The sequence below is a fragment of the Pontibacter actiniarum genome (genome assembly GCF_003585765.1).
In the GTDB taxonomy this organism is placed as follows: domain Bacteria; phylum Bacteroidota; class Bacteroidia; order Cytophagales; family Hymenobacteraceae; genus Pontibacter; species Pontibacter actiniarum.
On the sequence record NZ_CP021235.1, the window covers coordinates 450,921 to 472,596 of the forward strand.

The window sequence follows — 21,676 nt, forward strand, 5'->3', positions numbered from 1 at the left end:
TCAGTCACGCAGCCATTCAAAATTGCCTCAGCTGCCCGGGTAAAAGCGCACGTCCACCTGCGAGTCGAAGCCCAGGCCCAGGAGCTCGGCCGCGTGGCCTTTGTTGATGCCGATGCACAGCAGGCCCTGGCTGTTGTAGGTGCAGCAGCAGTCGCCGTCGTCTACCTGGCTGTAGTTCGGGAAGATGCGGCCAACGGTTTCGCGGCCGAAGTGGATGGTGAAGGTGCGGCCGTGGGCAATGGTTTCCACGCTGTCGCGGGTAATGTCGGTGATCAGGTTGCCGTAGCGGTCTACATGGATCACGTGGCCGGTAACGGAGTGGTCGCCGAGGCGCAGCTGGCGGTTAAACAGATGGCGGAAGTCGCTGGTGCGCTCGCCCAGCACCTCCAGGTCGCCGCCCTTGGCCAGGAACACGGCGGCAGGGGCCAGCAGGTCCTTGGCCGGGAACGGCATCAACGGGTTCTCCGCCTTCAGCTCCACTACCTGCTCCGGCCGTCCTTCTGTGAGGAGGGCGAGCAGGCCGTTGTCGGGGAGTAAAAAGTAGTGCCCCTTGTGCTTTGCAGCATGATATTTGCCATATTTACAGCCGAGGGTGTCTACGGCAATCAGGTGCACGGTGCCTTCCGGAAAATCACGGAACACGGCGCCGAAAACATACTCCGCCTGTGCGATGTTGTAGGGCTCCACGGCATGCGTGATATCTACGACAGGCACCTGCGGGTCTAGCGAGAGAATTTTGGCTTTTACAGCAGCCACGTAGTGGTCGCTATATCCAAAATCAGAGAGAAACGTAATTACAGCCATATTACGAACTATAATTTGAGTAGATTTGTCTAATAATTATTGAATTTATTTAAATTAAAGAAAATATTCCCAACATACTATATAAGAGGGTAAACATTTGGTAGAGAAAGTAATAACCTTAGAGAATATATCTCTCATTGACTTTCTGGGAACAGAGAATCAAAACATAAAACAACTTGCTGCGGCATTCCCCAGCAGTAAGATTATATCGAGAGGTAATGAGATCAAGATTCAGGGGCAGACCCCTGAGATCACTAAAATTCATGAAATCCTTTCTTCGCTGATCGATCATTATCATAAGTTTGGAAAGATTACGCATAACAGCGTAAATAGATATCTCGGAACGGATGGTGTGACGGATGAGGAGGTTATCGTGACTTCCCCGGACGTGATCGTGTACGGCAGCAAGGGCGGCATTATCAAAGCCAAAACGCCTAACCAGCAGAAACTGGTGGACGCGGTGGAGAAAAACGACCTGGTGTTTGCCCTGGGCCCGGCCGGTACAGGTAAAACCTACGTGTCGGTGGCCCTGGCAGTGCGGGCCCTCAAGAACAAAGAGGTGAAGAAGATCATCATATCCAGGCCGGTGGTAGAGGCGGGCGAGAGCCTCGGCTTTCTTCCCGGCGATATGAAGGAGAAAGTGGACCCGTACCTGCGCCCGATCTACGATGCGCTGGAGGACATGATCCCGGTGGAGAAGCTGAAGTACTACCAGGAGAACAAGATCATTGAGATAGCGCCGCTGGCTTACATGCGTGGCCGTACGCTGAACAATGCCTTCGTGCTGCTGGATGAGGCGCAGAACACCACGCCGGCCCAGATGAAGATGTTCCTGACCCGTATGGGCCCGAACGCCAAACTGATGGTGAACGGCGACTGGTCGCAGGTGGATTTGCCGCGCAACCAACGCTCCGGCCTGATGGAGGCGCTGAACATTCTGCGTGGCGTGAAGGGCATCGGTTTCGTGGAGATGAGCGCCGAGGACGTGGTGCGCCACCGCCTGGTGCGCGACATCGTGAACGCCTACAGCAAACTGGAGGAGGAGCGCCGTGCCGCCCGCGAGGAGGCCAAGGCTGCCGAAGCCGGTGAGCCTGTAAAGGTGAACGGGCGAAGCAGGAGGAAAGTAACCGAGTAAGCAGCTGGTTGTCCTCTTCCCGGATGCAGGGAGTTTTCTTTAGATTTATACTTGATAAGCATACCGTCGAGACGCAAGCCCTTGCGTCTCGACGTTTTTATAGACTGTTACATGATTGAGCTAAAGCGTGTTGACAACGAGCAGGACCTGAAGGCTGCCTTCGCCATTCGCGAGAAAGTGTTTGTGCAGGAGCAGCAAGTGCCCCGCGATGCCGAGTATGATGAGCATGAGCCGGTTGCCAGCCATTACCTGGCCACCTATGCGGGAGTAGCCTGCGGAGCCGCCCGCTGGCGCAAAACAGATGCCGGCGTTAAGCTGGAGCGCTTTGCCGTGCTGCCGGCCTACCGCAACAAAAACGTAGGAGGCGCGGTATTGAAGGCTGTGCTACAAGATGTACAGGCAGAACAGCCCCACCAGAAGATTTACCTGCACGCCCAGCTGCCGGCCGTAAACTTCTACAAGCGCCACGGCTTTGTGGAAGAAGGCGACATGTTCAGCGAGTGTGCTATCAACCACTATAAAATGATTTACAGAGGCTGATGCTTCGGTGGGCGCCATACCCGTTTGTGCGCATCACCCTCAGTTTTGTGGCAGGTGTTCTGCTGTACCTTGTGTTGGGCAGGCAGTCCGGGTTTAGCCTCGGGTTGCTTGCCTTTTTCTTTGCCTGCTTTGTAGCGGCTTTCCTGCTCGCCAAGAAGTATAAAGCCGCCTTTGCCTGGGATGTTGCCGGTATACTTGGCCTGCTTACCTGGTTTGCCCTGGGGCTTGCCGTGGCAGAGCAGCGCACCGAGCTTCATCAGCCCAGCCACCTGACGCACCTGCAGGCGCAGCCAGCCTACTATACTGGTGTGGTGGCGGATTACGTGGTGCAGAAGCCCGACTACCAGAGCACCGTGCTGAAGGTAAGGCAGGTGCAGGTAAACGGCCAGTGGCGGGAGGCCACCGGCAAAGTACAGCTCTCGGTCCCCCATGATTCGGAGCAGCCATTCGAACTCAACTATGGCGATGTGCTCCTCGTGAAAGGGGCGCCGCAGCCGGTAGCCCCGCCCCTCAACCCCAACCAGTTCGATTACAGCGCCTTCCTGGCGAACAAAAACATTTACCACCGGCATTACCTGCAGCCGTTCCAGTACCAGAAGGTTGCCTCTGAGCCTCCTAACCCCATCTTATACTACAGCATTCAACTGCGGCGGCGGCTGGACGGGGTGCTGCGCGAGCGGGTAGGGGAGAAGCGGGAGTATGCCATCGCCTCGGCGCTCCTGCTGGGGGTGAAGGACGAGCTGGACAACAGCATCCGGCAAGCCTACGCCGACACGGGCACTATGCACGTGCTGGCGGTGTCGGGGCTGCATGTCGGATTGATTTACACGGTGCTGATGCTCCTGCTGGCAAAGTTCAACGCAACGGCACGGCAACGCTGGGTGGGCGCGGCGCTGGTGCTGGCCGTGCTTTGGCTGTATGCCTTCGTCACTGGTTTGTCGCCCTCGGTGCTGCGGGCAGTGCTGATGTTTAGCCTGGCGACGGTCGGGCTGGCGCTCCGGCGGAAAACCGTTATCTACAACACGGTGGCCGTGGCGGCGCTGGTGCTGCTCCTGGTTAACCCCTATAACCTGCTGGAGGTGGGTTTTCAGCTCTCGTTCCTGGCCGTGCTGGGCATCGTGTACCTGCAGCCGAAGCTGTACGGCCTGCTGGAGATAAAGCACTGGCTCGCCGACTTTATCTGGGCGTACTTTGCGGTGGCGGTAGCGGCGCAGCTGGCCACGTTCCCGCTCGGGCTGTACTACTTTCACCAGTTCCCGGTGTACTTCTGGCTGGCCAATATTGTGGTGGTGCCGCTGGCGACGCTGGTGCTGTATTCGGGTATGGTGGCGCTGTTGTTTAGCTGGGTGCCCGGGGTGAGCGATTGGCTGTTCGACCTGCACCTGGTGCTGACCTATCTCATGAACGACTTTAACGTGTGGGTGCAGCGCTGGCCGCAGGCACTCATCAACGGCATCGATATTTCCCTGCTGCAAACCTGCCTGCTCTACCTGTTGCTGTTCGCGGCTATGCTCTTCCTGGCGCGCAAGAGGCTGCGCTACCTGGTGGTGGCAGTAGCGGTGGTGGCTGCCCTGGCTGGGCAGGAGGTGTGGGAAGAGGTAAGGCAGGAGGGGCAACGGCAGCTGGCTGTGTACAGCGTGCGCGGCAGCACAGGTATTGGGCTGGTGCAGGGGCAAAGGGCGGTGCTGCTGGCAGACTCCTCTTTGCTGCGGCACCCCGGCAATTATACTTTTAATGTACAGCCGCATCTGTGGCAGGTTGGTGTTCAGCAGCCTGAGTTTATTCCTTTTGAGAAGGCTACGGCCGGTTTCTCGCCTGTAGCCGCGCTGCCGGACAGCAACCAACTGCTGGTGTGGCAGGGGCAGCGCTGGCTTATACTTTCGCACCCGCCCAGGTTGCAGCCTGCCTCCGGCTTTGCCGTCGATTACCTGCTCCTGCGCCATAACGTGCGGCTAAAGCCGGAGGAACTGCAGGCGTATACTTTCAAGAAGCTGATCCTGGATGCCTCCAGCGCCCCCTGGTACCGCCGGCGCCTGCACCAGCAACTCGATACGCTCGGGATCCCTTACTACGATGTGGCCGACTCCGGTGCGTTTGTGCTTCGGCTGTAGCCTTGTGGCAGAAGGAGAGGCGGGAGCTAAGCAAGTACAGGCTTCGGAGCTGTGGCGCTGCAGGGGCAACCCACCGCTGCTCCGAAGCGAAACGTTGGCAGGGACGATAAACGCTTTTGCCAATTCGCTGCAGGTGTCAGCTGCCTCATGGGCCGGTTAGAAGTGTGTGTGGTAGCGGCAATCATGAACTGGCAGATCTGGCTGATCCTGTTCACCGACTAGCTCACGAGAAGGCAAGAGCTTAAGTGGCTGGAAAGGCTTAAAAAAGCAAAAAGCTCCATTCAGATAGAACAGAGCTTTGAGATGTGCGCACGGGGAGATTCGAACTCCCACACCCGAAGGCACCACCCCCTCAAGATGGCGTGTCTACCGATTTCACCACGTGCGCTGGTAAAAGGTGGATGCAAAAGTAAGGAGGCAACCTGACATATGCAACGGCAAACACCCTAAAATTAGACCTAATTTATACTTTATGCTTAAAAGAGGTAGAAGAAGAACCTAAGCCTATACTTGCTTGTTAGCCTTAGGAAAGGTGAACGTGAAGCCAATAAGCGAGGGGGAACTATAACTTTTTAAAGTTTAAGTAGCTGTTGGTTTCCAGGTAATAAAGGTTTATACTTGCCTTTGTGCCTGTGCCGTAGTTGGTTAGCACCTGAATGTAGGCCTGTTTTCGGAAAGGAGTTATGAGCATAGAAATACGTGGACTGTCGAAGAAGTTTGGAAAAAACGATGTGCTGCAGGAGCTGAGCCTCAGCATTGAGCAAGGGCAGATTTACTGCCTGCTGGGTAAGAACGGGGTTGGCAAGAGCACCTTTCTCAATTGCATCCTGGACCTGGTGCAGCCCGACAGCGGCCACGTTACGCTCTTCGGCAAAGACTACCATCAGCACCAGCTGGAGGTAAAACAGAACCTCGGCGCCCTGTGCGAAGACAATCCCCTTATCGAAGAGTTTACCGGCCTGGAGTACCTGAACTTCGTGTCCAGGCTGTACAAGCTTCCCCCTGCAGAGGCCGAGGAGCGCATCAGCAGCCTGGTGAGCTACTTCTTCTCAGACAAGAACTCCCTGCACAAGAACATCGCAGGCTACTCCACCGGCATGAAGAAAAAGGTGGGCATTGCGGCGGCCATGCTGCACAAGCCCCGGGTGCTGATACTGGACGAGCCTTTTACCGGCCTGGACCCCATTGCCGCCCAGCTGCTGGTGCAGCTTATCCGCAGTTACCGCAACGGCAACCGTGTGATCCTGATCTCGTCGCATGACCTGAACTATGTAGAGAAGATCGCCACCCACATCGGCGTGCTCAACGACGGGCAGCTGATGTACAACGGGTCGGTGCAGGAGTTTACCATGAACGGGGCCAACCTCATAGACCAGGCGCTGTTCCAGCTGCTGTTGCCGCACCACAATGCCGAAGCCAAGCTGGACTGGATGCTCACCTGAATTGGCTACAAGGTGCAGGGGAAATGCATCAGCACAGCCGGCGTCACCCTTTTCGCTCCGCTTTAACCTCTTAACTAATTACATGGATCTGATTTCATTCTCCTGTCGCGCCCGTATCCGCAGCTTATTCAGGCACAAACGTCTGCAGCGCCTGCTGCTGTTGGCTTTCGGCGTGGCGGCGGCAGGCACCTACAGCTGGATGTTCGCCTTTCTGCTGGAGCAGGCAGGGCAGGGCGGGCTTCACCCCAGCGTAGAGAAGGTGCTGGAGTATACCAACCTGTTTATGCTGGCGATCATTATCCTGAAGGGCTTCTTTCCTGCGTATGTGCCCAAAGCAAACCTGATCCACCCGCTGTACCCGGTCTCGGTGCTGCAGCGCTTTCGCACTGAAGTGATCGTGGAGCTGGTATCGCCGCTTTACTTTGTGCTGCTGATCTTCCTGGTGTTGCTGTTTGTGCTGGCGCCGGAGTACACGGTGCTGCACCTGATGCAAAGCCTGCTGGTTATCCTGACGGCGCACGTAACCCTGCGCTCGCTGCAGGTGTTTGTGGAGCGGAAGATGCGCTGGCGGGATGTGAACTTTTACTCCGCCGTGGTTATGGCGGGAGCGTTTGTGGCCCTGCAGGTGCGCGCCCCCATGTTTATGCCGGCTACCGAATGGCTGATGCTGGTGGTGCACATGGCGGCACTCGGAGCCCTGGTTGCCGCAAGCTTCTTTCTGGAGAAGGCTGCCGTTGAGCCGCGCCGCAAAACAGTAAACTATAGCAGCGACGCCCGCCGCAGCCTGGGCTGGCGCCTGTTTAAGAACCATAAGCTGGCCCGCCAGATGCTTGTATTCGGCTTTGCCTTTAAAGTCATTGTGCTCGCCGCTGACGCCTTCGCCTTCACCAAGAAGGGGGAACACATCTTTGATGAGATCGTGACGCTGTGGCTCTTTGTAGGGCCTCTGGTGGTGTTCTCGTATGTGTTCAACAATGTCTGGGGCTTCTACCGCAACCTGTGGCTGACAGTGGAGCGATCCAGCGGCACAAGCAAAGGCTTCATCACGGCCACCTGGATGGCCCTGCGGCTGCCGCTACTGTTAGATGCCGGCATCACCTTTGTGTATGTCGCGATCTTCAACCACCAGGATGCCTTCTTTATTGTAATGATGTACGTGGCCGGTGTGCTGATTATGACGCCGCTAAGTATGATTGCCTCTATCGCCAGCCCGAAAGCCGTGTCCGGCGGCCTGTTTAGCTTCAGTGCCAAGTCCTCTTACCTGTTCAACTTTATCTCGATCGGGTTGTTTAGCCTGTTATTTCTGCCGCTCATACACCCGCTGCTTTACCTGGTGTACCCGGTGCTGGTGGGAGGGGTGCTGTTTGCGCTGGTAGCCGTGCTAAGGGAGTACCCGAGGTACAAATACAGGCTCTTCGAAACGCACTTCAAGGCAGAGGCCTAACCCGGCCTGCAGCAGCATGCTGCAAGTGCTAGCAGAAAGCTGCGCTGCCTTCAGCGGCCGTGCGGCGGCCGTGTTTGTATGGCCGGAGTAGCAGGCTGTGGGGAGCGCTATGGCTGAAATAATAGGCGGTGCGGACTTCTCCGCCGCTACCCCTGTTCCTGTTTCGCTGGCATGAGGCTGAGCAGGTCAAAAACATCTGCCGCAACATTGCCCTTCAACTCCAGCAGGAGCGATAGCTTGCCCGGGTGAGGGGTAATGTCCTGCACCAGCACCGATTCAACCTTGCCTGTTAGTGTCGCGCCTTTCAGCTCAAGTCCCTCTTCCAGCAGTACGTTTGCTTTTTTCAGCTCCTGGGCAACAATGTCGCCCAGGTTTATACTTGCCCGCTTCAGGATTTGGCTGTAGGCCACCTTGTTTGCCAGCACTTCGAGGGCTGTGTTGTAGAAGCCGCTGGAGGTGCGGGAAACAACGTTGAACTTCCGGACGAACAGCTGCTCAGCTGTGTTGTCATAGCCCAGTGTGGCTAAAACGTACAGCTCCACCTCGTCTCGCTTCAGAACGGTGCGCAGGATCCTTATTTTCACCCTAAGCATTACATCGTAGCTGCCTGTGCTGCTTTTGGCAATCCCGATGTCCAGTATCTGGGCATAGGGCGGCGTGCCTGACGCGTCTTCTGGCTTCGGGATATACTGCCCAACCAACTGCTGCTGCAGTACAGCCTCCAGGGCGGGGTATGAGACGGATAGGGGCAATTGGATCTTTATAGCGTTCTCCATAGCGCAAGGTATACGTGCTGCCGTGTTAACAGGCTGGCAGCATCACGGGGTCTTGTTTGATAGCCAAAAATAGGAAAAACCGCCCACATACCCCGGGCTTTAAATAACAGGCAAGAATTCGGGCAGGCTTCGCGAGGGTGGAGGGCGCTGCCAGGGCAAAGCGGCTGTAGGTGGGGGAATAAAAAAAGCCACCCGTTTCGGAGTGGCTTTCTTAGTGATCCCGCTGGGATTCGAACCCAGGACCCATACATTAAAAGTGTATTGCTCTACCAGCTGAGCTACAGAATCGTTTGTTTTACTGTTGTTTGGGAGGGCAAAATTAGCAGCTTTATTTTAAATTGCAAAATTTAATTTCGTTTTTTTTCAACCTCCTTGTTAAGGAGAAAGCAAGAACTTTCAGGTTATGAAAAGTGCTTGCTTTCTTGTGATCCCGCTGGGATTCGAACCCAGGACCCATACATTAAAAGTGTATTGCTCTACCAGCTGAGCTACAGAATCAGTTTATTTCTTAACTTGCGTTCTCAAGGCGTTTCCCTGAATTGCGATGCAAAAGTAACAGCTAAGATTTTAAATGCAAAACATCTTGTCTAAAATATCTGCCTTTTTGATTATTTTTCTGGTGCCTTTGGCGGAACCGGCTTATGCTCAGGGAGATAATTTAACACTGGCTAAAGCAGATTCTTTGTTCCAAAAGCAGCATTACTCCGATGCTTTTGGCTTGTATGAGAATATCCTGCAAAATGAGCAACGCTACTCGCCGCAGATGCTCCTGAAGATGGCCTACATCAAAGAGGGGCTGCGCGACTACACCGGTGCAATGTACTACCTGCACATGTTCTACACCAAGGAGCCCAGCCGCTCCACGCTTCGAAAGATGGAGGAGCTGGCGCAGGCCCACCGTTTACATGGCTATGAGTACAACGACCTGCAGTTTTTTAAAACGCAGTTCAGCAAGCACTACATGCAGATACTGGAGCTGCTGCTGCTGACTGCCGTGGTCACGGTAACCGTTATGTTTATCAGCTGGCGCAGGGGGCACAAGTTCACAGGCCCCTTCCGGCTGGGCTTTACGCTGTACCTGCTGTTTATCCTTTACTACATAAACTTCCTAAACCTCGGCGACGAAGGCATTATCAAAAACAGCCACGTGGCCATCATGTCGGCCCCCTCTGCCGGCGCCAACTGGCTTGCCACTGCCTCAGAGGGCCACAAGGTGCCCATTACTGGTGAGCAGGATATCTGGTACGAGATAAAGTGGAAAGGGGAGAAGGCCTACATCCGCAAGAGCAACCTGCTGGAGCTGCCTTAGGAGGAGCTATCGCGTAGCACGGCCCAAGTATCAAGACCGCAGGCTTTCATAGAATGCGGCTGTCGTGATACCTGCTACTTGACTTGCTACGCGATAGCAGATAACTACTTCTTCAGCGGCGAGTCTTTCTCTTTCGCCATCACGTTGTACACCAGCTTGTCGGCCAGGCTCGGGAAGAGCTTATTCACCCAAACCGCCAGTTTCCCTTGCGTGGTCATCACCAGGTCACGTTTGCGCTTGATGGTCGCCTGCAGGATTCTGTCGGCTACTTCCTCCGCGCTCATCATTTTCTCCTCCTCACGTGGCGTTTCGCCCTGCTGCTGGCCGTTGGCCGCTAGGGCTGTGTTGCGGATGTTGGATGCCGTAAAACCGGGGCAGGCCAGCAGCACGTGCACCCCCGAGTGCAGCAGCTCGGTGCGCAGGGTCTCCAGGAAGCCGTGCATGGCGAACTTGGAGGCGGAGTATCCCGTGCGGGCGGGCAAGCCCCTGTAGCCGGCGATAGACGAGATGCCAATCACAGAGCCTTTTGCTTGCTTGATATACGGCAGCGCATATTTGGTGCTGTACACGGTGCCCCAGAAGTTAATGTCCATCACCTGGCGGATCACGTTCAGGTCCAGGTCTTCGAACAGCGCGCGCATGGAGATGCCGGCGTTGTTGATGAGCACATCCAGGCGGCCATACTTGTCAACCGTTTCCTGTACCATGCGCTGGCACTGCTCCTCCACGCTCACATCGGCGTTCAGGGCTAAGTTATCAATGCCTGCCGCTGCCAACTCCTGGCTGGTGCTGCTGAGGTTCTGCTGGTTGCGGCCGGAAACCACTACTTTTGCGCCTGCACGGCCAAAGGCGAAGGCCAGCGCTTTGCCAATACCCGACGTGCCGCCGGTAATCAGCACTACTTTATTTTTCATTTGCTTAGCTTTTCTTCTACTCAATCAACCACAAAGATAATTTTTATCTTTGATTGCCTGGGGCTGAATGCAAAAGGACGGGGCTTATACTTCGGTTTGGCATGCAAACACCTGACTTATCTCCCCAGATTTTTGTAATTTTGTGCCACTGTGAGAAATAAGAGCAAGAAAAAGAAGTTCGAGATACTCGAGCACATCAAAATAGAGGACATGGTGGCCGAGGGCAAATGCCTGGCGCGCCACGATAACATGGTGATATTTGTTGCCGGGGTGGCTCCCGGCGATGTGGTGGATTTGCGCATTACCCGCAAGAAAAAGAGCTTTCTGGAAGCCGAACCCGTGGCCTTTCATGAGCTTTCGGAGTTGCGTGTGCAGCCATTCTGTGAGCATTTCGGAACCTGTGGCGGCTGTAAGTGGCAGCATATCGGCTACGATACGCAGCTGCACTTTAAGCAGAAGCAGGTAAAGGATAACCTGGAGCGTATCGGCAAAGTGCCGCTTCCGGCGTTCGATCCTATCCTCGGCTCTGCCAACACCCGCTACTACCGCAATAAGCTGGAGTATACGTTCTCCAACACCAGCTGGCTTACGAAAGAGCAGATACAGTCGGGGCAGGAGTTTGACCGCGACGCGCTGGGCTTTCACATCCCGGGCCGCTTCGATAAGATCCTGGACATCAAGCATTGCTACCTGCAGCCCGACCCGTCGAACGCGATTCGCCTGGAGGTGCGCGACTACGCCAAAAAGCATGACCTGCCCTTCTTCGATATCGTGAAACAGGAAGGCTATATGCGCAACCTCATCATCCGTACAGCTAACACGGGCGAGGTGATGGTAATTGTGCAGGTGTACGAAGACAGGCCGGAGGAAATGGAGGCGCTGATGCAGCACCTGGCTGCCACCTTCCCGGAAATTACCTCACTGCAGTATGTGGTGAACTCCAAAGGCAACGAGACCTTCCATGATCTGGAGGTGGTGTGTTATAAAGGCCTGCCATACATCCACGAGGATATGGAGGGGATCAAGTTCCGTGTGGGACCTAAATCTTTCTATCAAACCAATGCGGATCAGGCTTACGAGCTGTACAAGAAGACACGCGAGCTCGCTAACCTGACAGGCAACGAACTGGTATACGACCTTTACACAGGAGCCGGCACCATCGCTAACTTTGTGGCACATCAGGCACGTGAGGTAATTGGGATTGAGTATGTGCCAAGCGCCATCGAAGATGCCAAGATCAACTCCCAAATCAACAACATCACCAACACTACTTTTTATGCCGGTGATATGAAGGATATTCTGTCTGATGAATTGATCGAGCGCCACGGCAGGCCTGATGTGGTGATCACTGACCCGCCGCGTGCCGGCATGCATGAGGATGTGGTGAAGAAGTTGCTGCAGGTGCACCCGAACCGCATTGTGTATGTCAGCTGCAACCCAGCCACACAGGCCCGCGATGTGGAGTGGCTCTCAGAGAAGTATGACGTAACCCGTGTGCAGCCGGTGGACATGTTCCCGCAGACGCACCACGTAGAAAATATAGTATTGTTAACAGCTAGATAGAAGACACAAGTAGCAGGTATCAAGACACACGACTTTTTTTTAGTAGAACCTTTTGGCTGATCCAGCTTTTTATGAGCTACATTGTGAGTCATTACCGAATTGTCATTTGCTGAAAAATCTTGTGTCTTGTGTCGTGCTACTTGTGTCCCCAAAATATTATGGAAAACGATCCGGAACTGAATGGTAAATACCTCGGCACTATCTCGAAGAATTTTGTGGTAGTGGCCGAGACGCTGAAAGAGGCATCGTATCAGGTGCGCAAGCGTAAAATTTCTGATTACCCTATTTTTGTGTTTAGCCGCACGCAGGTGCCGGTGGGCTCTGTGTTTCTGGCCAAGGAGGAAGTGGCGCTCGACTGGCATATTAACGCCTCGTACCTGGAGGACTTTATAAACCGACAGTTGGTGGCAGAAGACAAAGTGGAGGAGTTTAAAGCCGCCTATAAAGACGCCGACGAGTTCTGCTGTCTCTTTGTGGTGGACGGCGATTTCCAGAACTTCGTGTTTATTCCTTTCCCGGAAGATTGAGTTTTGCGACACAAGGCATAAGGCACAAGTAGCAAGACAAATTGTTGTGCATAACTAAAATAACAAAGGGAGACTAGTAAGCCTCCCTTTGTTATTCCTCAAATACAAGAAAAAGTCTAGTGTCTTATGTCTTGCTACTTGTGTCTAAGACGCGCCGCGTCTTAAAAATGGCTCCAGCCCTGGGCCTTCAGCGGGAATACCTGGCCGGACTTTGTTGCCAGGTTCACGCCTTCGCCTTCCTGGGTGATGTTGCCGATGATGGTGATGTCGGGGTGGTTCTTCAGCTCGTCGTAGGCGGAGAGGGGAACCGTGAAGAGGAGCTCGTAGTCTTCGCCACCGTTCATAATGCAGGTAAGCGGGTCGATGTTAAACTCCACGGCTGTCTCCAGCATCTGCGGGTCGGCGGGCAGGTTGTCTTTGTAAACCACGGCACCCACCTTAGACTGGCTACAGATATGGAACAGCTCTGAGGCCAGCCCATCCGAGATATCGATCATAGAGGTGGGCTGGACGCCGCGCTCTTTCAGGTCGTAGATGACATCCATACGGGCCTCCGGGCGCAACTGGCGGCCCACAATATACTGTTTCTCCTCCAGCTCCGGCTGCATGTCCGGGTTGGCCAGGAAGGCCTGCTTTTCGCGCTCCAGGATCTGCAGCCCCATGTAGGCTGCGCCCAGGTCACCGGTTACACACACCAGGTCGTTTACCTTGGCGCCGTTGCGGTACACGATCTCCTCCGGGGCAGCCTCGCCGATCGCCGTGACGCTGATAACCAGGCCGGCTCTGGATGAGGTCGTATCGCCTCCCACCAAATCCACTTTATAGTTCTCGCAGGCCAGGCGGATTCCCTCGTACAGCTCTTCTACAGCTTCCAGGGTAAAGCGTGCGCCTACAGCAATGTTTACCGTAATCTGCGTTGGTTTGGCGTTCATGGCGGCAATGTCGGACACATTCACGGCCACGGCCTTGTAGCCCAGGTGCTTTAGGGGGCAGAAGGTCAGGTCGAAGTGCACACTCTCCAGCAGCATGTCCGACGACACCACCACCTGCTTCTCGCCGGGTTGCAGCACAGCCGCGTCATCACCAATGCCTTTGACGGTTGATTCGTTGCGGAGCTCGATCTTCTCTTTGATCTTCCGGATCAGGCCAAACTCGCCTACTTCGCTTAAAGGGGTATATTCACTCATAGTTACATCTGTTTAGGAGAGGCAAAGATACAAAATAAGAAACAGAGAGGGGAGAGTGCGCCTGGTTTAGCGTCGCGTTAAAGCAAAAGAGCCGCCTTGCGACGACTCCCTCACTTCAGCTAAACTACAAAGGTACGGCCGTGGCTACACCCAGGCAGTGGCTGCCACCACGGGTGTGCCCTTCCAGCACAGGGTATAGCCGGCGCCGTTTGGCTGCAGCAGAAAGTTCTCATGCAGCTGCAGGGCCTCCTGTATGCTATCGGTGGGGGCAGCGGCTGCGATAGGGGCAAAGCCGTTGCGCACCAGGCGCTGGCGCCAGGCCTCGTGGCGCTCGTGGCGCTCCACTCGGCGGGCGCCTTCACAGGAAATAACGTTGATGATCTCCCTGCCAAAGAACTCCTGCTCAATTACCTGGCGCTCCGGCAGCAGGCGTGGCAGCAGCGTGTCCAGGGCGTCAAACACCGTGTAGTAGTGGCGTAGCGACTCGCGCAGGCGTGGCAGGAAGCTGAGCTTGTTATGCTCCGAGTCGGGCTCGGTAAGCGTGAAGATAACTGGGTTCAGTGCCTTGATCTGCTGCAGAATCCTGTCGCGGTAGTCTACCTCGCCCAGCAACTGGTCGGGGAGGTGGTGCAGCGTGAAGGCAGAGTTAACCACCAGGGCCTCGGTAGGGGAGAAGTACAGCTCCTGCATGCTTAGCTCCTCCAGGCGCTTTGCCAGGCAGGAGTACGTGAAGTTCAGCCCTAAGCGGGAGGCGTGTTGCTGTAGCATGTCACCTGTCTGTTGCAGGCGTGCCTCTGGCTTGCCCGTTGCAGCGGGGATATCCACGCCGGTGATGCTAACCTTCGGCGGGGTTCCCGGGCGCGCAGCGAGCAACTCGAGCAGGTGCAGCCACTGGAGGCCTCCGCCTATACCCAGGTCTAAAATGTGTATCTCGTCGGCGTGCGCGGTGGCCCCGGCAATGGCCAGGTTCCCGAACATGTGCCCAAACGACACCAGGGGCGTAGCCTTCACCAGCACGTTGAATGCCGATATCATATCGGTTTCGCCGTAGGTGCTGCTGTAGAGGTTGCCGGCGTGTTCGTTCCCTTCCGGGCCTAGGCAAGTGCTGAAGGCACGGGCATAGGCCAGGGCAATGCGCTCGGCGGCGGAGCCGATGCTGTTGGCGCCTTCGGCCAGTTCAGACACGGCGGCTAGTGCTTTGAACACATCGTCTGCCTTGGGGAGGGCGTAGCCTGTGTGAAGGATCTGCGCCAGCGTTTTGTCGTGCCAGACGCTGTGTGGGGCAAGTATAGCTTTTAACTGCTCCTGCAGGTGTTGCTGGTGCTCTTTGGTGCCCACGGTTATCCGCAGGTGAAACCTGCTATCGGTTTCGCGCACGTGGATACCCTGCTGCTGCAGTTCCGCGGCCAGGCCAGCCGCCGGCATACCGGCATCCACAAACAGGAAATTACCCTCAGACGGCCACCACTGCACGCCTTCGGCATCCAGTAGCTGCTGCAAATGGGCTTTCCCGATTGCCGTTTCGGTTAAAGTATAGGCGAGGTGCTCCTCGTCTTCCAGGGCGATTACGGCGCCAATCTGCGCCAGCTGGTTCACGTTAAACGGCTGCTTGGCCGGGAGTAGTCGAGCAAGCAGTTGCTCCTGAGCCACCATGTAGCCCACGCGGAGGGAGGCAAGGCCGTAGGCTTTCGAGAATGTCCGGAGCACTACCAGGTTGGCATGCTGTGCCAGGTACGGCAGGGCCTTGGCGAAGTCCGGGGCGGTTACAAACTCCACGTAAGCCTCGTCCAGCACCAGTAGCACCTGTGGCGGTATCTCCTGCAGTAGCCGCTCCAGCTGAGCGTAAGTGAGATAACCACCGGTGGGGTTGTTGGGGTTTGAGAGGAAAACAAGGCGCGTGTTGCCGTCAACCTGCCGCAGCAGGCAATCGATGTCAAACTCATACTTGCTGTTTAGCGGAGCCGGCTTAAAAGTAACGCCCAGCGCGGCGGCCTCCATCTGGTAAAGCGGGTACGTTGGCGCCACCGACACAACGTTGCTCTCTGCGAACGGCTGGCAGAAAGCGCGCACCAGCAGTGAGATGAGTTCGGCGGAGCCGCTCCCCACCGCTATCTGAGACGGCTGCAGGCCCAGGTGGTAGGCTATCGCCTGCCGAAGCGGTGCTGCATCAGGAGTGGGGTAGCTGTGGACCTGGGCTATGGCATCCTGTAAGGCAGCGGTAACTTTTGAGGATGCTCCAAATAAGTTCTCGTTTGCGGCGCCATTGTAAACAGCCTGGGCAAAAGTTTTCATAAGGGATAATGAAGCGTTAAATTAGATAGTAGCACTAGCGGACTACCTTTTTGGACTACTAATATAGCTAAATATAAGTACATAGCTGATTTTAGGTGATTTAGTTTAAACTTTTTTTGGATTGATTTTTCTGATGATGCGAGCAGGTGCAGGCCCGCCACGTAATAATTATCTCGTTTAGCGGGAACAAAAATAATAATATGTTTGTACATTATATGTATATACATTAAATTTGTACCTGTTACTTTTTATCAGGTGACATAACCAAAAGAAGTGTAGCAGGTTTACAAAAGGAAAACAAAATGGAGACATCAACAGAAAATAACTTGAAGATTCATACTTTGATAGAACAACGCTGGAGCCCGCGTGCCTTTAGCGACCGCCCCGTGCGCGAAGAGCAGCTGGAGGCGCTGTTTGAGGCAGCCCGCTGGGCCCCATCGGCCATGAACGAGCAGCCGTGGCGCTTTATCTATGCCACCAGCGATAACAGGGAGAGCTTTGAGCGCCTTGCTAACTGCCTGGTAGCCGGTAACAGTTGGGCTAAGAATGCGGCGGCGTTGTTTATTACGGTTGCCAAAAAGAGCTACGACTTTAACGGAAACCCTAACGGCCACGCCTGGCACGATGTGGGGCTTGCCACCGGCAACCTACTGCTGCAGGCCACCGACCTCGGCCTGCATGTACACCTGATGGGCGGTTTCGACGCGGCCAAGGCCCGGGAGGTGCTGGGCATACCGGAAGGTTTTGAGCCGGTTTCGATGGGGGCGGTAGGCTACGTGGGCGAGCCCGAGTCGCTGCCGGAGAACCTGAGGGAGCGTGAGCTGGCGCCGCGCGTGCGAAAGCCGCTGAATGAGCTGGTGTTCAAAGGGCACTGGGAACAGAAGTAATAAACCTCAAAAAGATACAGCTATGAGCCAGAAAGTAATGCATAAAGCCGCCACGCGCGGCCGTGCCAACCATGGTTGGCTGGACTCTCACCATACCTTCAGCTTTGCCCAGTACTACAACCCGGAGCGCATGGGCTTTGGCCTGTTGCGCGTGCTGAACGATGATGTGGTGGCACCGGGCATGGGCTTTGGCACACATCCGCATGACAACATGGAGATTGTCTCCATTCCGATCAAGGGGTCGCTCGCCCACCAGGACAGCACCGGCACCAAAGAGGTTATCCAGACCAACGAGGTGCAGATCATGTCGGCGGGCAGCGGGTTAACGCACTCAGAATTTAACGCCTCCAAGGCAGACCCTGTAAACTTTTTGCAGATCTGGGTGTTCCCGAAAGAGCGGGATATCACGCCGCGCTACGAGCAGAAGACCTTTCGGCCCGAAGACCGCCAGAACAGACTCCAAACCGTTATCGCCCCGGAGAAGCAGGAGGGAGCCCTTTGGATTAACCAGGATGCCTGGTTCACGCTCGGCACCCTGAAAAGCGGTTTCTCTGAGGAGTACACGCTACACAAGCAAGGCAATGGCCTGTACGCCTTCGTGATAGACGGTGAGGTGGAAATAGACGGTGAGAAGCTGTCTAAGCGCGACGGTATGGGGATAAGTGATGTGAGCAGCGTCACGGTGAAAGCCTCCGGCGATGCAGAAGTCCTGCTGATGGAAGTGCCGATGAAGTAGAATCAGATAGAACTATTGTGTTTAGTGATTGATGTAGAAGGAGCCCCGGCACATGCTGGGGCTTTTCTTTTAGCGCAGGTGCCGCATCACCGCATAGGGGATAGGAGCCCACAAGGCTGTCTTCACTCCGGCGCGCTTCAGCCCCTGGTTAACCCAGTTGTTGCAGTTCTTCAGGATGTAAAACCGGCCGTGCGCCTCGTAGAAGGTATCCTGGCCGGTGTAGCCGGTGTTTCGGATGTGGGTATAACCGTCGTGCTGCTGTACAAAGGAATGGTCGATGTAGGTGATCAGGCGCTGGTACTGCTCCGGGGAGAGGAGCACGGGCTGTTGCCGGCGGTTGGGTACAGGGCGGGAGCGAATGTAGGTAACGTGCATAGCCGAGCGGGTTGGCCAAAGCGCAGCAGTAACGGCTACCCCTGGCCGCAGGTCGCTCCACTCAGGTGTTTCCATGTAAAAACGCCGGTCGCCCCAGCCAAAGGCGAGGTAGCGGAAGCTGCTGTCTACGCGCTCGAACTGGTGCAGCGGTAACCTCCGGCGCCAGTCGATGTAGACGGTGGCCACCGGCACAATAATGTCTGTGTGCACCCCGTTCGAGGTTACAAAAATCTCAACCGGTTCCTGATGCGCCTGCGCATAGCCCCTGTTCACCGGCACGCTGCTGAGCAGAAAAGCGGCCAGCAGGAAGGCTGCCACACAACTGAGCACCGCCATGAAGAGCCAAAGTACACCCGTTGTTATTTTCTTCAGCGCATCCCTCATACTTTGAGCATACGGGCGCGGCCGCAGAAGTATGGCTATAAAAAAACAGAGCCCGGAGCAAAGCGCCGGGCCTGAGTGTAGTTTAGTTAGTTTAGTTTCTCTGAAAAATCGCCCTAATGCCCTCTGCCAGTAAGTATAGTGTAGTTGCGTTACCACTAAAGCTGGAGCAGTGGAGGGCATAGCACCCCTTGGTTACTGCAAAGCTGCGCCTTGTAAGAAGTTGTTTTCGGTGGTGTGTAGGGCGATAGGAAACCCAGATTGGGATTCGGGTACAAATGTAACGCTTTTCTGGCAAAAGTTTAAACAACTTTAAAATTTAACCAAAAGATAATCCGCCGCCGCAGGAAGTGCCTATAAGCGGGCAACTGCGCGGCAGCTTGCCAAACTCGCCTTTTTTGCGCAGATTGTACCTTATTACAAACTCACTATACACCTACTTTATAAGTATAAACATGATAAAACCTCTAAAGCGTTTTGCCGCTTTGCTGCTGGTAACGCTGAGTGTGCAGGTGGCCGTGGCACAGCAGCGGCTCCAGACTCCGGCGCAGTTCCTCGGTTATGAGCTGGGGGAGCAGTTCACTACCCATAACCGCATTTTGGATTATGTGGCCTACCTGGCAGGGCAGGCGCCTAACCGTATCAAAGTAGAGGAATATGGCCGCACCTACGAAAACCGCCCGCTGGTGCTGGCCTACGTCGCTTCTGACGAAAACCTGGCGCGCCTGGAGCAGATCCGCGAGAACAACCTCCGCCAGGCCAACCTGACCAACGGCCAGGTGCAGGGGGAGCAGCCTGCCATTGCATGGCTGAGCTATAACGTGCACGGCAACGAGTCGGTAAGCTCGGAGGCGGTGATGCAGGTGCTCTACGACCTGGTGAACCCGGAAAGTGCGCAGAGTAAGCAGTGGCTGCAGAACACAGTGGTGATCCTGGACCCGGTGGTGAACCCGGATGGCCGCGAGCGCTACGTGCAGTGGTACAAGCAGGCCTCGAACCGGGGCGGCAATGCCTCGCCTTATGCCTGGGAGCACTGGGAGCCGTGGCCGGGCGGCAGGCCGAACCACTATTACTTCGACCTGAACCGCGACTGGGCCTGGCAAACACAGGTGGAGTCAAGGGAGCGGCTAAAGAAGTATAACAGCTGGCTGCCGCAGGTGCACGCCGACTTTCACGAGATGGGCCCCGAAGCGCCTTACTACTTCTCGCCGGCAGCCAAGCCTTTCCACGAAAGTATAACTCCCTGGCAGCGCCAGTTCCAAAACACCATCGGCGAGTACAACCGGCAGTACTTTGATAAAAACAACTGGCTGTACTTCACCCGCGAGAGCTTCGACCTGTTTTACCCCAGCTACGGTGACACCTGGCCCACCTACAACGGTGCCATTGGTATGACCTATGAGCAGGGTGGCTCCGGCCGTGCCGGCCTGGCCTACCGAAAGGCGGATGGCGACACCCTCACGCTCAGCGACCGTATCGCCCATCACGTTGCCGCGAGCGAAGCCACCATCAAGGCTACCTCCGAGAAGGCCGACCAGCTGAAGCAGGAGTTCCGCAAATACTACGACAGCAGCCTGAGAAACCCCGAGGGCGAGTACAAGTCCTTCGTGATTAAACAGAGCGGCAGCAGCCCTGGCAACATCAAAATGCTGACGGACTACCTGGAGCAGCAAGGCATCGCGTACGGCTATGCGGCCAACAACGGCTCGGTGAGAGGTTACAACTACAGCAACGGTAAAACCGAAAGTGTAAAGCTGGCACCGCAGGACGTGGTAATCAGCATGTATCAGCCTAAATCTACCCTGGTGAAGGTGTTGTTTGAGCCCAACGCCAAGCTGGAGGACTCCCTCACCTACGACATCACCTCTTGGTCTTTGCCGTACGCATACGGGGTGCAGGCCTATGCCGTGAAGGGCAAAGTGGCGATGAGCAGCAGCAAGCCCGGCACTACGCCGGCCGCTATCGACATAGCGAAGCCATACGCCTACCTGGCCAGCTGGAACAGCCTGCAGGACCTAACGTTTATGACGGAGCTGATGGAAAAAGGAGTGAAGGTACGGATGGCGGAGCGCCCGTTTGAAATCGGTGGCGAGCAATACACGCCTGGCACCTTGGTTATTACACGCACCGGCAACGAGCGCATGGGCGACGGGTTTGACAGCACGGTGCACGAGCTGGCCCAACAGCTTAACGTGCAGTTGCATGCCACCAGCACTGGTTTTGTATCGAGCGGCGCGGACTTTGGCTCAGGAAATGTGCGCTACCTGAAAATGCCCAAGGTGGCCGTTATGTCCGGCGAAGGTGTTTCTCCTTACGGCTTCGGGGAAGTATGGCACTTCTTTGAGCAGCAGATAAACTACCCGGTCACCGTGCTGAATACCTCATACTTTAGCCAGGTTCCGCTGCAGGAGTTTGACGTGCTGATTCTGCCTACAGGCGCTTACAGCAAGGTGCTGGACGAGCAGGCGCTGGAGAAGGTGCAGGAGTGGGTGCGCGGCGGCGGCAAGCTAATCGCCATGGAAAGCGCCGCTGGTTACCTGGCCGGCAAGAAGGGCTTCGACCTGAAGAAGAAAGAGAGTGGGAGTGCAGAGAAGGAAAAGGGCGCCGACAAAGAGGAAAATCCCTACAGGCACCTGCGCACCTACGCGCAGCGTGAGCGCGAAGAACTGGCCGATGAGGTGCAGGGAAGCGTGTACCGCGTGGACCTGGACAAGACACACCCGCTTGCGTTCGGGTACGGCGATAACTACTTCGCCCTCATCCGCTCGTCTGACACGTACCGGTTTCTGGAGAATGGCTGGAACGTGGGCGTTTTGAAGAAAGACAACCATGCAACCGGCTTCGTAGGGCAACAGGCGAAGGAGAAGCTGCAGGACGCCCTCATCATCGGCACACAGGAGATGGGTCGCGGGCAAGTAGTGTACCTGGCTGACAACCCGCTGTTCAGAGGTTTCTGGCAGGGCGGTAAGCTGTTATTTGGCAACGCCGTATTTGTGGTAGGGCAGTAGCAAAGCCTGCATGCCTTAGGAAGCCCCTGCTCCACTGTGGAGCAGGGGCTTTTCTTTTAGGTTCTTACGAATGAACGGAGGCCGCGCCTTCTGAAGTTTTAAGGCCAGGAGAGGAGGTGGGGCCGCGGCAAAGGGAGCGGCCCGGGCAGCTCAGAGAAGTAAAGCAGGGCTTCCGGACAAGCCAGTGGCACACCCGTTTAGGCCCGGCGCGTCGCTGCTGCGGAACGGGGGGGCAGCTATAAAAT

Annotated in this window: 18 protein-coding genes and 3 tRNA genes; 11 read left to right on the plus strand and 10 right to left on the minus strand. The window is 55.7% G+C overall.

Annotated elements, in window-relative coordinates; genetic code table 11:
- Positions 1 to 27 precede the first annotated feature (27 nt).
- Positions 28 to 804 carry an SAM hydrolase/SAM-dependent halogenase family protein gene (locus CA264_RS01950; RefSeq protein ID WP_025604137.1) on the minus strand — a complete coding sequence of 259 codons (777 nt, stop codon included), beginning with the start codon at positions 802 to 804 and terminating at the stop codon, positions 28 to 30.
- 97 nt (positions 805 to 901) lie between these two features.
- On the opposite strand from CA264_RS01950, the gene CA264_RS01955 reads away from it, so the two are divergent.
- From CA264_RS01955 to CA264_RS01965, 3 genes are all read left to right on the plus strand, one after another.
- Positions 902 to 1,939: a PhoH family protein gene (locus CA264_RS01955; protein WP_025604138.1), complete on the plus strand. Its 1,038-nt coding sequence runs from the start codon at positions 902 to 904 to the stop codon at positions 1,937 to 1,939.
- Positions 1,940 to 2,050: 111 nt separating this feature from the next.
- Positions 2,051 to 2,479 carry a GNAT family N-acetyltransferase gene (locus tag CA264_RS01960; protein WP_025604139.1) on the plus strand — a complete coding sequence of 143 codons (429 nt, stop codon included), beginning with the start codon at positions 2,051 to 2,053 and terminating at the stop codon, positions 2,477 to 2,479.
- Positions 2,479 to 4,590: a ComEC/Rec2 family competence protein gene (locus tag CA264_RS01965; RefSeq protein ID WP_025604140.1), complete on the plus strand. Its 2,112-nt coding sequence runs from the start codon at positions 2,479 to 2,481 to the stop codon at positions 4,588 to 4,590. Before CA264_RS01960 ends, CA264_RS01965 begins: the two co-directional genes overlap by 1 nt.
- Before the next feature lie 306 nt (positions 4,591 to 4,896).
- Here the strand turns inward: CA264_RS01965 and CA264_RS01970 are convergent.
- Both CA264_RS01970 and CA264_RS22330 read right to left on the minus strand, forming a co-directional pair.
- Positions 4,897 to 4,978: transfer RNA gene (locus CA264_RS01970), tRNA-Leu, on the minus strand.
- Positions 4,979 to 5,152: 174 nt separating this feature from the next.
- Positions 5,153 to 5,281 (minus strand): hypothetical protein, encoded by a 129-nt coding sequence (locus CA264_RS22330; protein ID WP_257791730.1) that lies wholly within the window; start codon positions 5,279 to 5,281, stop codon positions 5,153 to 5,155.
- On the opposite strand from CA264_RS22330, the gene CA264_RS01975 reads away from it, so the two are divergent.
- Entirely contained in the window at positions 5,274 to 6,032 is a 759-nt protein-coding gene (locus CA264_RS01975) for an ABC transporter ATP-binding protein (RefSeq protein ID WP_025604141.1), read from the plus strand. The genes CA264_RS22330 and CA264_RS01975 overlap by 8 nt on opposite strands.
- Before the next feature lie 82 nt (positions 6,033 to 6,114).
- The gene (locus CA264_RS01980; protein WP_025604142.1) at positions 6,115 to 7,476 is read left to right on the plus strand and encodes a hypothetical protein; all 1,362 of its coding nucleotides are present in this window, start codon (positions 6,115 to 6,117) and stop codon (positions 7,474 to 7,476) included.
- Between the two features lie 146 nt (positions 7,477 to 7,622).
- Here the strand turns inward: CA264_RS01980 and CA264_RS01985 are convergent, their stop codons facing one another.
- The 3 genes from CA264_RS01985 to CA264_RS01995 all read right to left on the minus strand — a co-directional run bounded on the left by CA264_RS01985 (position 7,623) and on the right by CA264_RS01995 (position 8,750).
- A complete protein-coding gene (locus tag CA264_RS01985) occupies positions 7,623 to 8,252 on the minus strand; it encodes a DUF4403 family protein (RefSeq protein WP_025604143.1) in 630 nt (209 codons plus the stop codon).
- 215 nt (positions 8,253 to 8,467) lie between these two features.
- Positions 8,468 to 8,540, minus strand: a tRNA-Lys gene (locus CA264_RS01990).
- A 137-nt stretch (positions 8,541 to 8,677) separates the two neighbouring features.
- Positions 8,678 to 8,750, minus strand: a tRNA-Lys gene (locus tag CA264_RS01995).
- 73 nt (positions 8,751 to 8,823) lie between these two features.
- Between CA264_RS01995 and CA264_RS02000 the strand changes: the two genes are divergently transcribed.
- The gene (locus CA264_RS02000; RefSeq protein WP_025604144.1) at positions 8,824 to 9,561 is read left to right on the plus strand and encodes an SH3 domain-containing protein; all 738 of its coding nucleotides are present in this window, start codon (positions 8,824 to 8,826) and stop codon (positions 9,559 to 9,561) included.
- A 104-nt stretch (positions 9,562 to 9,665) separates the two neighbouring features.
- Here the strand turns inward: CA264_RS02000 and CA264_RS02005 are convergent, their stop codons facing one another.
- Positions 9,666 to 10,475, minus strand: coding sequence for an SDR family oxidoreductase (locus tag CA264_RS02005; RefSeq protein WP_025604145.1), 810 nt, complete (start codon positions 10,473 to 10,475; stop codon positions 9,666 to 9,668).
- Positions 10,476 to 10,625: 150 nt separating this feature from the next.
- Here CA264_RS02005 and rlmD point away from each other — a divergent pair, with 150 nt between their 5' ends.
- On the plus strand, positions 10,626 to 12,038 hold the full coding sequence (gene rlmD, locus CA264_RS02010) for a 23S rRNA (uracil(1939)-C(5))-methyltransferase RlmD (RefSeq protein WP_025604146.1): 1,413 nt from the start codon (positions 10,626 to 10,628) through the stop codon (positions 12,036 to 12,038).
- Positions 12,039 to 12,196: 158 nt separating this feature from the next.
- Positions 12,197 to 12,565, plus strand: coding sequence for a hypothetical protein (locus CA264_RS02015; protein WP_025604147.1), 369 nt, complete (start codon positions 12,197 to 12,199; stop codon positions 12,563 to 12,565).
- 161 nt (positions 12,566 to 12,726) lie between these two features.
- Here the strand turns inward: CA264_RS02015 and thiL are convergent, their stop codons facing one another.
- On the minus strand, positions 12,727 to 13,752 hold the full coding sequence (gene thiL / locus CA264_RS02020; RefSeq protein ID WP_025604148.1) for a thiamine-phosphate kinase: 1,026 nt from the start codon (positions 13,750 to 13,752) through the stop codon (positions 12,727 to 12,729).
- Positions 13,753 to 13,896: 144 nt separating this feature from the next.
- Positions 13,897 to 16,044 (minus strand): histidinol-phosphate transaminase, encoded by a 2,148-nt coding sequence (gene hisC / locus CA264_RS02025; RefSeq protein ID WP_025604149.1) that lies wholly within the window; start codon positions 16,042 to 16,044, stop codon positions 13,897 to 13,899.
- A 326-nt stretch (positions 16,045 to 16,370) separates the two neighbouring features.
- Between hisC and CA264_RS02030 the strand changes: the two genes are divergently transcribed.
- Positions 16,371 to 16,931, plus strand: coding sequence for a nitroreductase family protein (locus tag CA264_RS02030; RefSeq protein ID WP_237151162.1), 561 nt, complete (start codon positions 16,371 to 16,373; stop codon positions 16,929 to 16,931).
- 22 nt (positions 16,932 to 16,953) lie between these two features.
- The gene (locus CA264_RS02035) at positions 16,954 to 17,667 is read left to right on the plus strand and encodes a pirin family protein (RefSeq protein WP_025604151.1); all 714 of its coding nucleotides are present in this window, start codon (positions 16,954 to 16,956) and stop codon (positions 17,665 to 17,667) included.
- 69 nt (positions 17,668 to 17,736) lie between these two features.
- Here the strand turns inward: CA264_RS02035 and CA264_RS02040 are convergent, their stop codons facing one another.
- The gene (locus tag CA264_RS02040; RefSeq protein ID WP_025604152.1) at positions 17,737 to 18,426 is read right to left on the minus strand and encodes a TIGR02117 family protein; all 690 of its coding nucleotides are present in this window, start codon (positions 18,424 to 18,426) and stop codon (positions 17,737 to 17,739) included.
- Between the two features lie 452 nt (positions 18,427 to 18,878).
- On the opposite strand from CA264_RS02040, the gene CA264_RS02045 reads away from it, so the two are divergent.
- Positions 18,879 to 21,431 (plus strand): M14 family metallopeptidase, encoded by a 2,553-nt coding sequence (locus CA264_RS02045; protein ID WP_036775121.1) that lies wholly within the window; start codon positions 18,879 to 18,881, stop codon positions 21,429 to 21,431.
- Positions 21,432 to 21,676: the final 245 nt, after the last annotated feature.